9 protein-coding genes are annotated in these 12,619 nt (G+C 41.0%); 2 read left to right on the top strand and 7 right to left on the bottom strand.

The window, feature by feature from the left end:
• Positions 1-193: 193 nt before the first annotated feature.
• Positions 194-3,676, top strand: coding sequence for an indolepyruvate ferredoxin oxidoreductase family protein (locus ACTJJH_RS12745; protein ID WP_440601226.1), 3,483 nt, complete (start codon positions 194-196; stop codon positions 3,674-3,676).
• A 73-nt stretch (positions 3,677-3,749) separates the two neighbouring features.
• Here the strand turns inward: ACTJJH_RS12745 and ACTJJH_RS12750 are convergent, their stop codons facing one another.
• Positions 3,750-4,553 (bottom strand): thioesterase family protein, encoded by an 804-nt coding sequence (locus ACTJJH_RS12750; protein ID WP_032056434.1) that lies wholly within the window; start codon positions 4,551-4,553, stop codon positions 3,750-3,752.
• A gap of 197 nt (positions 4,554-4,750) precedes the next feature.
• Positions 4,751-6,553 (bottom strand): acyl-CoA dehydrogenase C-terminal domain-containing protein, encoded by a 1,803-nt coding sequence (locus tag ACTJJH_RS12755; RefSeq protein ID WP_440601227.1) that lies wholly within the window; start codon positions 6,551-6,553, stop codon positions 4,751-4,753.
• A gap of 304 nt (positions 6,554-6,857) precedes the next feature.
• Between ACTJJH_RS12755 and ACTJJH_RS12760 the strand changes: the two genes are divergently transcribed.
• Entirely contained in the window at positions 6,858-7,307 is a 450-nt protein-coding gene (locus ACTJJH_RS12760) for a PaaI family thioesterase (protein ID WP_440601277.1), read from the top strand.
• A gap of 20 nt (positions 7,308-7,327) precedes the next feature.
• Here the strand turns inward: ACTJJH_RS12760 and ACTJJH_RS12765 are convergent, their stop codons facing one another.
• From ACTJJH_RS12765 to ACTJJH_RS12785, 5 genes are read right to left on the bottom strand one after another with little or no spacing between them, the layout of a single operon-like run.
• Complete coding sequence (locus ACTJJH_RS12765; protein ID WP_057085826.1) at positions 7,328-8,545, bottom strand: MFS transporter; 1,218 nt, start codon at positions 8,543-8,545, stop codon at positions 7,328-7,330.
• Between the two features lie 18 nt (positions 8,546-8,563).
• Positions 8,564-9,880 carry an outer membrane trimeric porin-like protein DcaP gene (dcaP, locus tag ACTJJH_RS12770; RefSeq protein WP_440601228.1) on the bottom strand — a complete coding sequence of 439 codons (1,317 nt, stop codon included), beginning with the start codon at positions 9,878-9,880 and terminating at the stop codon, positions 8,564-8,566.
• A gap of 37 nt (positions 9,881-9,917) precedes the next feature.
• Positions 9,918-10,571 (bottom strand): 3-oxoacid CoA-transferase subunit B, encoded by a 654-nt coding sequence (locus ACTJJH_RS12775; protein WP_440601229.1) that lies wholly within the window; start codon positions 10,569-10,571, stop codon positions 9,918-9,920.
• A complete protein-coding gene (locus ACTJJH_RS12780) occupies positions 10,571-11,239 on the bottom strand; it encodes a 3-oxoacid CoA-transferase subunit A (protein ID WP_000608704.1) in 669 nt (222 codons plus the stop codon). The genes ACTJJH_RS12775 and ACTJJH_RS12780 overlap by 1 nt, the downstream gene beginning before the upstream one ends.
• A gap of 47 nt (positions 11,240-11,286) precedes the next feature.
• The gene (locus tag ACTJJH_RS12785) at positions 11,287-12,570 is read right to left on the bottom strand and encodes an MFS transporter (protein WP_197970761.1); all 1,284 of its coding nucleotides are present in this window, start codon (positions 12,568-12,570) and stop codon (positions 11,287-11,289) included.
• Positions 12,571-12,619 lie beyond the last annotated feature (49 nt).

Genomic DNA, 12,619 nt, shown 5'->3' on the forward strand with positions numbered 1-12,619 from the left:
GTTTTCCTAAATTACGGATTGTTGCACCAGTTTAGATCAACCACAATGACTAAATGTACATACATTGGCACTAATTCTTTTTAAGAAGAGGAACCGATCTTTTTTTATTTCGTATGTCACTTGCTCCAAATATTCAACTGGATGTTGAAAAAAGAAAGTAGTCCGAGCTACTAAAAATTCTAAGGAGATATAAATGAATATAGCTACAAAAGTCACTCCAAATATTATTGCAACAAAGGATGTGTCACTTGAAGATAAATATGTAAGTGATAACGGTACAGCATATATGACCGGCATTCAGGCACTTGTTCGGTTGCCTCTTGCCCAAACTCGCCGTGACGCGATGAATGGTTATCATACTGCTGGTTTTATTTCTGGTTATCGCGGTTCTCCTGTTGGTAACTATGATAGTTTCCTTTGGCAAGTTCAAGGATTACTTAAATCCCATAATGTTGTATTTCAACCTGGTGTAAACGAAGACTTGGCTGCTACCGCAATTTGGGGTACCCAACAAGTTAACCTTTCAGGCCAAGGCAAATATGATGGAGTATCTTCATGGTGGTATGGTAAAGGCCCGGGTGTTGACCGTTCAGGCGATGTACTCCGCCATGCTAACTTAGCTGGTACCTCTGAACGTGGTGGTGTGGTTGCTTTATTTGGCGATGACCACTCATGTAAATCTTCTACAATCCCTCACCAGTCCGAACATGTCATGATTGGTTGCGGTATTCCAATTTTCTACCCAACATCCGTTCAACAAATTTTAGACTTCGGTGTTCATGCCATTGCTGTTTCACGTTTTTCTGGCCTTTGGTCTTCAATGAAGCTCGTCAGTGAAATTGTAGAAACTTCTGCTTCTGTTCATGTCGATCTAGACCGTGTCACTCCGGTTATACCAGAAGATGTCAATTTCCCAGAGGGTGGCGTTAACATTCGTTGGCCAGATCATGGCATTCAGCAAGAAGAACGCCTTTATAAGTATCGCTTACCTGCTGTTTTGGCCTATGCCCGTGCCAATAAAATCAATACTGTTACATGGCCTTGTGAAAATGCCCGTGTTGGTATTGCCGCAAGTGGTAAAGGTTATTTAGATACCATTGAAGCCTTACGTATTTTAGGTATTGAAGATGAAACTGCTCAGCAGCTTGGTCTACGTGTTTATCAAGTTGGACTAATTTGGCCGTTAGAACCTCAAGGCGTTCGCGAGTTTGCTGAAGGTTTACAAGAACTGATCGTTATTGAAGAAAAACGTCCAATTATTGAAACACAAATTAAAGATGAGCTGTACTCACTGCCTGATGGCAAACGCCCACATGTGATTGGTAAAGCAACTGATGGCAAAGGTGAATGGAGTACCTCTATTGAAGAAGCGCCGCTTATTGGTCACTATGAGTATCAGCCTGAACCCATTGCAAAAATGCTGGCTGCTCGCTTCTTAAAACTCGATATTCCAGAAAACTTAAAAGCACAAATCCAAAGCAGAATCGACTTACTGCTAAAAGCAGAGCAAGAATCAAAACGTGTTATTGATCTTGCTGAGCGTAAACCTTATTTCTGTAGTGGTTGCCCACATAACTCTTCAACCGTAGTTCCTGAAGGTAGCCGTGCATTAGGCGGTATCGGTTGTCACTATATTGCTGTTTCGCTTGACCGTGGTACCGAAACATTCTCTCAAATGGGCGGTGAAGGTGTAAGCTGGGTCGGTGCATCACCATTTACCAATGAAAAACACATTTTTGCTAACCTTGGTGATGGGACCTATTTCCACTCAGGTTACTTAGCAATTCGTCAGTCTATCGCTGCAAAAACTAATATAACCTACAAAATCCTCTACAACGATGCAGTCGCTATGACAGGTGGTCAGCATGTAGATGGTCATTTGAGCGTTGCACAGTTAACTCGTCAGCTTGCTGCTGAAGGTATTAAAAAACAAGTTATTGTCACTGATGAAGTTAAACTATTAAACGAAGAAGACGGCATTGCACCGGGTGTCGAAATTCGCCACCGTAATGAGCTCGACGCAGTTCAACGTGAGCTTCGTGAAATTACAGGTGTAACCGCTTTAATTTATGTACAAACCTGTGCCAGTGAAAAACGCCGTCGTCGTAAACGTGATGCCTACCCCGACCCAGCTGAACGTTTATACATTAACAGTGATATTTGCGAAGGCTGCGGTGACTGTTCGAAAAAATCAAACTGTTTGTCTATTGAGCCAGTAGAAACAGCATTAGGTACTAAACGTCAAATTAACCAAAGTAGCTGTAATAAAGACTTCACTTGTGCCGAAGGCTTCTGCCCAAGTTTTGTGACTGTTCATACACGTGATATGAAACGTCCAGCTAAATTTGAAGGAATTGGTGCAGGCTGGCCAACATCACCAGTTATTCCTCAGCTATACGATGTTCCAAGTCGTATTATGGTTGGCGGTATTGGTGGTACAGGTGTTGTAACTATTGGGGCACTCCTTGGTATGGCAGCTCACCTAGAAGGTAAAGCCACACGTGTTATGGACATGGCAGGTCTTGCCCAAAAAGGCGGTACGGTTTATTCATACGTACAACTTGCAGCAAGTGATGAACAGATTTCTTCTACCAAAATTCCGGCAGGACAATGTGAATTACTCATTGGTGCAGATGCCGTAGTCGCTGGTGGTAGCGCTGCTCTTTCTCGCTTAAAAGATGATGCCTTAGTTATTGTGAATGAAGACAGCACCCCTACTTCTGAGTTTATTAAATCTCGTGACTGGTATGCACCTATTAGTGATTTAATTGATCGTCTTCGTGGTCGTGTTCGTCAAGGTCAACTGGTTTCTCTGCCAGCGGCTCGAATTGCAACTCAGCTCTTAGGTGATTCAATCTATACCAACCAGTTATTACTCGGTATGGCATGGCAATCTGGTCGTATTCCGTTATTACGTGAAAGCATTGAAAAAGCAATTCGTTTAAATGGTACTGCTGTTGAAAAGAACCTCGAAGCTTTCCGTGTGGGTTGTCATCTTGCAAGTGACCCAACTTTAGCTGCACGCTTAGTTGCGGCAATGCCAAAAACCAAAACTCCGCAAACTTTGGCTGAACTTGTTGAAGATCGTTCTGCTCGTTTAACAGACTACTGGAATGAAGCTTATGCAGCTAAATACCGCACACTTGTAGAATTGGCAGCTAAAAAGTTACCAGAAGAATTAACGGGTACCATTGCAACTCAGCTTTATAGAGTCATGGCTTATAAAGATGAATATGAAGTTGCTCGTCTACTAACAGGTAAAAGCTTCAAAGAATCGATTGAAACCCAATTCGGTAAAGGCTTACGTTTAACGTATCATCTTGCTCCGCCAGCGTTACTTGGTGGTCTGAAAAATGTCCGTAAACGTGCGTTTGGTTACTGGATGCGCTTCCCAATGATGATGCTTGCGCGCTTACAATGGCTTCGTGAAACTTTCCTTGACCCATTTGCACGTCAAGAAGAGCGTCAACATGAACAAGCATGGCGTGACCGTTACATCGCATTTGTTGAAGCACTTGTTGAAGCACCAGACAATCATAACTTGGCAGTTGCTGAGCAAATTGCAAAATTACCGGCAGAAGTTCGTGGTTATGGCCATATCAAAATGAAAGCAATGGATGCTGCAAAACAACGTTGGGATGACCTTACTCCAACACTCATTAAAGTACGTAGCTAAGAAATTGCTTAAAATTTAAATCTAAAAATAAAAAAGTCATCCTTAGGGATGACTTTTTTATTGGCTCAAAAATTTATTTAGCCATTTTACGTAAAGTCAAAATCTGCTCGCTTCGTCCAAATGGACCATGTACGTCATGTAAAACTGCACTGGTTAAACCAATACCATCCGAACCATATTGCTGAACGGTTTCCAGACCTAGCCATTTCCCTTGCGGATAACGGTGCATGTGGATTTGCAAATCAAGATTTGGAAAGCCCCAAGTAAATTCGCCTTCTTGTCTTGGGACAATGCCGTTTGCCGCATCTACCATGCCAATTAAATGCGCAAAATCTGTGGTCGGCTGCCCTTCCACGATTTCTTTATCATTATTCAGCCAAACAATCCCTTTGCCTGCGCGATGCTGATCATCAGTTTTAGTGACGAGTGTCTGGATAAAACCACCCGGCCATCTTTTCATACCTGTCCATTCTGTAAAGGTATCTGGATGATGAACTGGCTGATCTTCAAGCCCAGCAATATCGGAACTGTCTTGAGTACACATGCGCCATGCTCTAGCCACAATACAGGTTTTACCTTGTGCTTGCATTTCGGCTTCAATCAATTCAATGGTTTTACCGGCACGAATCACATGTGTCTTAATCGTAAACTCACCAAATGCAATCAATCCAAAAATATCAAAACTAATTCGACCAATTCGCATATCTTGTCGCGGTGAAAACTGTTCTAACTCTGCTGCGATTACACCACTTGCAGGTGCCATATGCTGTTCATGAGGGTTCCAAGCCCCTTGTGCATGGACAGTTGAGCAATAATGAGCAATGACTTCACCTTGAGGACCAATTGTTCTATTCAGTAATTGATAATAAGCATTCATGATTTTCTTTCCGTAGTCCTTATCCAACATCAATATTTGATGAAAATTCACGTTTTAATGCTTATGTTAACCCTCTATTTCTTTGGCTCAACTGGTTTTTCCTACCAAAAACTGATGAGTCTAAAATTACAAATTTAATCACTAGGTAAAATTCCGTACATAAATTTTCACCTAGTGATTCTAAAAATGACTATTCACTAAAAAGCAAAAGCATCTTGATCGAGCTCCATCACAGCGTCAGCACCAGACTCGATAGAAGCAGCATGACTCTGTGTACGATGCAAAAGCTTTTGATAGAAAAACTTAGCAGTAGTTAATTTTGCTTTATAAAAAGCTTCCTCTTGTGTACCCAATTCTAATTTTTCATGGGCAACTTGTGCCATTCGAGCCCATAAGTAAGCGAACACGACGTAACTGGAAAAATAAAGATAATCTACTGAAGCAGCCCCTATTTCTTCAGGGTTGTGCTTAGCTTTCTCTGCAATCGATTTGGTCAGTGATAACCATTGTTGCTTAAGCTCAGCTAATTTCTCTAAATAAGGTTTCAAGACTTCATTTGATTGCTGTTGACCAATAAATTGATCAATTAAGTCGGTCATATTTTTTAGAAGTTTGCCTTCTGACTTGAGGACTTTACGTGCCAGTAGATCTAAAGACTGAATTTCGGTCGTTCCTTCATACAATGTTGAGATACGCGCATCACGTACAATTTGCTCCATACCATGCTCAACAATGAAGCCATGCCCACCAAATACTTGAACGCCATGCTTTGCAGACTCATTACCTGACTCTGTTAAAAAAGCCTTAGCAATTGGCGTTAAAAAAGCCAGTAATTCGTCAGAGTGTTTTTGCTGTTGCTGATCATTTGAACTTTCCACAATATCGACATGCTGAGCCAGAAAATAAGCCAACGCACGACCGCCTTCAGAAAAAGCTTTTTGTGTCATTAACATTGAACGTACAGCGGGATGCACAATAATTGGATCGGCGTTTTTGTCAGGATATTTAGGACCAGATAACGATCGCATGGTGAGGCGCTCTTTGGCATAACTTAATGCGCCTTGAAATGAAATTTCAGAAGCAGCGAGCCCTTGTACTGCCGTTCCAATGCGTGCAGTATTCATGAAGGTAAACATACAATTGAGCCCGCGATTTTCAGGACCAATCAAATAACCTTTGGCACCATCAAAATTCAGTACACAGGTGGCATTTCCATGAATCCCCATTTTATGTTCAATCGCACTACAAACGACTTTATTACGGTCCAGCACCTGACCGTCGTCACTCACATTAAATTTAGGCACAATAAATAAAGAAATGCCTTTAGTCCCTGCAGGTGCCTGAGGCAAACGGGCTAAAACAATATGAATAATATTTTCAGAAAGATCATGTTCTCCTGCTGAAATAAAAATCTTTTCGCCTGTAATTGAGTAACTACCGTCCGGATTTGGTTCGGCTTTCGTTCTAATTAACCCAAGGTCTGAACCCGCATGTGATTCGGTTAAACACATGGTTCCGGTCCAGACGCCACTAATGAGTTTAGCCAAAAACTTCTGTTTTTGTTGCTCGGTGCCATGGTGCTCAATCGTTCTCATTGCGCCATGAGATAAGCCCGGATACATCGCCCAAGCCCAATTAGAACCACATAACATTTCAGAAATCGCAATCCGCAGTAAAGTCGGTAAACCTTGCCCACCATATTCTGGATCGGCGGTTAATGAAGTAAACCCAAGCTCGGCATATTTTTGGTAGGCTTCTTTAAAACCTTTCGGTGTTGTGACTACGCCTTGATTTAAATGACAGCCTTCCTGATCGCCATTTTGATTTATGGGCGCTAACTCATTTTCACAAAAATCTGCTGCCGCTTCTAAATATTGATCAATTAATTCTCGATTTACGCTTTCCTGATATTTGCTTAAACCTTGATAGTTCTGTTCTGTTTGAAGCATTTCATGCAGCACAAATTGCATATCACGTAATGGAGCTTTATATAAAGGCATCGTTTTTTCCTTTCACCTCTCTGCCTGTGTCATGGGCAGATATCGTTTTTCCTTAAAATGGACTTTTATTGTTTCAATCTCACTAAAATATCAAAAAATTTCTTATAGCAAAATATATTTTCACTAATTTAGTAAAATTATCATAACTTAGTTATAGAGATTGAACATATATATATGTTTTTAATATAGATATAAGATAAAAAGTTATTAGTCTCTTTTTAAATAGAATAAATTTATATTTTGTATTGCAAAATTTTATTCCGTAAAAAATCAATTTATAGTATCGTAATTAGATTGCTTAATAATCCAAGGACGATTCATGGAAAGCCCGAAATACAAAGGTCTTGAGTTTTTAACCGCTTTAAAAAATGGTGAAGTTTCTCCATCACCTATGGCTCACACCATACCAATGCAACTCGTTGAAGTTTCCGAAGGTAAAGCAACTTATAAAGTTACTCCTCGCAAAGAACATAGAAATATACAAGGCGGTGTACACGGCGGCTTTTGTGCCACAGCTTTAGATACGGCGACAGGCAGTGCGGCCCATACCCTACTTGAACATGGCGTTGGCTATGGAACCATTGATTTAAATGTAAAAATGATCCGCCCCATGCAGGTTGATACGTCTTACTATGCGACGGCCGAGTTGATTAATGCCGGCCGGAATATTATTAGTACCGAAGGAAAAATCGTAGATGAAAGTGGCAAAGTGTATGCCTTCGCCTCGGCAACCTTAATGATTATTCGTAAATAATAAAATTTTAAAGCTCCGGTTTATGGAGCTTTTTCTTGCTTTGCAATCTTGTTCATTTCATAAAAATCTAAACGATCAATCGTAAAACTCACCAATGCCATCACTAAACCTAAGGCAGCACATGCTTCCCATCCCCAGTGTTTCCAAGCATACACCGCAATAAAAGAACCTAAGGCAGCTCCACCAAAATATAAAGTCATATAAATTGAATTAATACGGGAACGCGCCTCAGCCGAAATTCGATAGACCAAATTTTGGTTGAGTACATGAAATGCCGACAAACCAAAGTACGCCATAATCACACCAACAGCATAGGCAAACAGAGACTGCTGGGCAAAAAATAGTGGTATCCATGCACTTATTAATAACCCCATACAAATCACTGCAATTTTATTTTCAAGCCCTGCCGCAATTTTCTTACCTGCCCAAGGTGTCGCAAATACACCTGCCAGTCCAACAATCCCAAATAAACCAATCTGGAAATCGTTAAAATGATAAGGCTCATTCGCCAAAATAAAAGTCATAGTGGTAAAAATCAGAGCCAAAATTCCAAAGCCAATTCCACCAGCAAAACCACGGCGTAATAAATGCGGCTGGTGAGCTGCTAATGAAAATAGTGAACCATAAATCTGTAAAATATTGAGTTGGTGAGACTTACGCGCAACTGGCAATTTCACCCACATCACCCAAGCAAATACCAAAATGACAATTCCACTAATTAAATAAACCGCATGCCAAGACCAAACTGTAGAAAGTAAACCTGCAATAGAGCGCGCCAATAATATTCCCAAGAACAAACCACTCATGAGAGTGCCTACGACTTGAGGGCTTTTGTTCGGGCTGGCTAAACCTGCGGCAAAAGGAACTAAAACTTGAGTCGCAATCGAAAAGAATGTGGCTAAAAAGGTAAAGCCATATAAAGCTGGCAAGGTTTGACTTAAGGATAGCCCTACTTGTGCAAGCCCCGTACAACACATGAGCAAGCAAATATAACTACGCTTTTCAAAAAAGTCGCCTAAGGGAACCAATATAAAAAGGCCAACTGCATATGACAGTTGGCTAATCACAATAGTTAAAGCGACTTGGTCGGCATTAACTTTTAATGCTTCAGCAATCGAATAGATTAAGGGCTGGTTATAATAGTTTGAACCCGCACAAATTCCACATGTCATTGCCATGATAAAAATAAAGCTTTTTGACAGTATATTTTCTGCATTGGGCTCAACTATTTTTTCCATTTTTAACTACGCCCCATTTTAGAATTTATACATCGATACAAAGTTTACACGTGATACATCAGCGGTTCTGCCGTCAAAAACTTCTCGTTTGCCTTGGTGATATTCCATCCCAATATCCATTTGCTCAATCGGTGAATAAAAGACGTTAGCTGCGTAGTCCGTTAAGCGTTTATTAGCATCTGGGTTGAGTTTGGCATATGCCGTGTCGTCATCATAATCAAACATTGAAGCCGATAAGTTTGCACGCCATTGCTCATTAAATTTATATGAATAACCAATATTGATGCTATTCAACTTATTCATAACCAAATCTGTTTTGTCTTCGTTTAATGAGAAATCACCCGCGGCATTTAAACTTGTTGAATTTGCCAACCCACTTTGGGTGGTATACGGCATAAATTTTTGATCGCCAACAATATATTGATAATTTGCTTGTACCGACTGCTGAGGGGAGAGTTGATATTTTAAGCCGCCTCCAGCGCCCCAGCTTACTTTCTTCACCGTGGCAGTTGCGACATCTGTAGATTTTTCATTAATAAAGCCTTGAGCAAGTGCCGTTAAAGGGCCTTGTTTAAAGCTATAGCGACCCGTTAAAGTTGGAAATGCCGAGACTCTCGAACCTGTATATTCTAAGGCTACTTTTAAATCATTATTGGCATCGATTTTCCAGTCATAGCGAATTTGAGGAGTACGTGTATAAGAAGTTCCCACAAATTGAGTGTAGTCAACAGCTTCAGTACGGGTTTCCATGTTGGACATGAGTGACCATGTTTGACCAAAGGTCCAGTCTTTATAGGTGAAAAAAGCATGACGTATACGGAATTTACCATCCCCCGTTCCCATGTTAGAGCTATCGAAGAAATCGGCTTCAATATTTCCAGTAACCGCTTTATTAGGACTATTAAAATAAACACCTAGTCGGCTTGCATTAATCATGGCATCCGAACGTGCATGATTTGAACGTTTTTCACTTTCAAAAGGTGTTCGATACAGGCTGCTGGTCGTTCTACCGCCCGAGTCTGGTGATGATTTGAAATCAACCGCTGCATCAATACGGGCAATACCGTAAACCTTAACATTATCCGTCCAAGTGACCCACGAAGGAGCAACAGGCTTCTCTGTTACAGTCGCTTTAGTTTTTTCAATGTTCTCTTCGATCTTTACCTGTTTGACCTGTAAATTATTTTGAGTTTGTTTCTGAGCAGCAAGTTCTGCTTTTAATTTTTGCAGCTCGGTTTCTAGCAAATTAATTCTTTGTTCTGTCGTATCTGAAGAATTTGCAAAAATAGTCCCTGAAGCCGCAGCGCAAGCTGCAGCTAAAATTAATTTTTTCATCTTTTAATCCTTAAAGAAGCATTTTTTCCGTGTGTATTTAGGCTACACGTGCATCGATTAGTTCACAGTCGGTGACTGCTTGTAATTCATCAAAACTTAGGCCTTCCACCATTTCTGTGACATAAGCTTTTTGGTCTTTGAGCTCAATAATGCATAAATCGGTATAAATACGGTTTACACACTGCTCACCCGTTATTGGATAGCTCAGTTCTTTTACAATTTTGGGCTCACCTTTTTTAGTGACATGCTCCATATAGACATAAATCGTTTTTGCACCGACTGCCAAATCCATAGCACCGCCAACTGCCGGCACATCATCTGCCTTACCGGTATGCCAGTTTGCCAAGTCTCCATTTACCGCAACTTGGAATGCACCAATCACACAAATGTCCAGATGGCCACCACGCATAATGTCAAACGAGTCGCCATGATGCATAAAGCATCCACCGTCTAACAAAGTGACAAGTTCTTTTCCAGCATTAACTAAATCTTGGTCTTCTTCGCCAGGCTGTGGCGGTGGACCAAAAGCCAAAACCCCATTTTCCGAATGTAAAAAGATTTCTTTGTCTTTTGGCAAAAATTTAGCAACGTTGGTTGGTAAGCCAATCCCTAAATTGACATAAGAACCTTCAGGAATGTCATTGGCAATGAGCTTGGCAATATCTTCACGAGAACGCTTTTGAACTGACATTAGATATCTCCTACTTTTACAACGTGCTGAACAAAAATTCCCGGTGTAATAATGCACTCTGGGTCAAGCGTTCCTAGCTCTACGGTGTCATTCACTTGAACAATCGTGGTCTTAGCGGCTTTTGCCATGATCGGCCCAAAATTGCGGGCTGCTTTGCGGTAAGTTAAATTGCCCCAGCGGTCGGCTTTATCGGCATAAATCAGTGCAAAATCAGCTTCAAGTGGATATTCAAGCACATAATTTTTACCGTTAATGGTTCGGGTCTCTTTACCCTCGGCAACTTTGGTACCATAACCAGTCGGCGTAAAAATAGCCCCTAAACCAGCCCCTGCGGCCTGAATCCGACAAGCCAAATTACCTTGTGGAACTAGTTCTAACTCAATTTTTCCCGCTCTATATAAGTCTTGAAAAACGGTTGACCCAGCAGATTTCGGAAATGAACAAATCATTTTTTTTACACAGCCAGCAATAATGAGCTTGGTTAGACCACGGTCACCAGAAGCCGCATTGTTATTTACAACGGTGAGTTCTTTTTTTCCTAAATCGATTAAGGCTTCAATTAATTCAGCAGGTTGCCCAGTCACACCAAACCCACCTGTCATGATGGTTGCACCATCAGGAATAGCTTTTAAAATTGGTTCAATGTCACTGGTGATTTTATTTATCATCTCACTTGTCCCTTTTCATCCTTAATTTAAGGTGACAGATTGATCTGTCACTCTGCCTTTTGCGGGTTAAATAGTCGGTCTTTAATAAATAACAATGGAATTACCCCGCAGATAAAATAAGCTGCAGCCATCACCAAAAGCCCTAAGCCAATAGAACCATTTTGCGATAGATAACCAATTGTTAATGGAGAGAAAATAGAAAGTACTTTGCCAATATTATAAGCACCACCCACTGCCGAGCCTCGAATCGAAGTCGGGAAGCTTTCTGTCATATATGTGGCATTAATTGCGTAAGGAATACCGTAAAGGAAACCGAAGAACAGCATCATCCATAAAATATTGGTTGGTGTATTTAAATAGACAATCACTGGAATAAATAAAGCTGTACCAATAGTTCCGAAAGCAAATACAGCGCGGCGTCCTAATTTATCGGCAACGATCCCTGCGATCACTTTGGCAAACATCATAATCAGGAAGGTACCGACCATATACATGGCCATTTCTTTAAACTTGATGCCAAGATCAGACTCTAAATAAGCAGGTAACCAGTTACTCACGCCGTAATAGCCAAACTGCAATGCACCCGTACTAATAATCCAGAGAACAAACATGGTGCCATGTTTTTTATCTCTTAAAATCTCAAAATATGGATTTTGGCGTTTTTTAGGTTGGTTACTTTGAGCGACTTCTAGTGCTTTTAATTGACGCGCTTTTTTCCAAGACTCAGGTTCAGGTACGCAAAAGTGCATTAGAACTGACAACACCACAGGCGCAATTGCAATCCAGTAAAGGAAACGCCAACCATGTTCAGGAATAATATGTCCAGCTAATAAGGTCGCAAGTAAAGAACCCAGTGTATAACCAGTCATGAGAGTAGCCAAAACGGTCGAGCGATGTTTGGTTGGCACCATTTCAGACATTAAAATATTACAGGCAATATAAAGTGCGCCTAAGCCCATCGCTCCAAATGTTCTTAAAACTGCAAATTGCATATAAGAATCAGTAAAACCCAGCGCACTAGTTAAAACTGAAGAATAAGCAATAAAGAATACAATAATGCGAACTCGCCCAAAACGGTCACACGCCCAGCCGCCAATCAGACCACCCACAGCGGAACCGAAAAGCGTTAAGCTGCCTAGCGTTCCAGCTTGTACACCCGTCAAATGAAATTCTGTTTTAAGACTGGTCAGGCTCAACGCCAAAAAACCTAAGTCTGCCCCATCACACAACAATGTTAAAAAAGCGAATATAAATGCGGTAATCCAAATCTTTTTTGGTGTCTGGATAGCTTCACTGCTAGCCGTATTTTGGGTAACTGTTTCTGTTGTCATGTCCATATCCTCAGAAGGAACATGAGGCATCCAATGCCTCATGGCATTT

Source organism: Acinetobacter sp. 22301 (assembly GCF_052045285.1).
Lineage (GTDB): Bacteria > Pseudomonadota > Gammaproteobacteria > Pseudomonadales > Moraxellaceae > Acinetobacter > Acinetobacter pittii.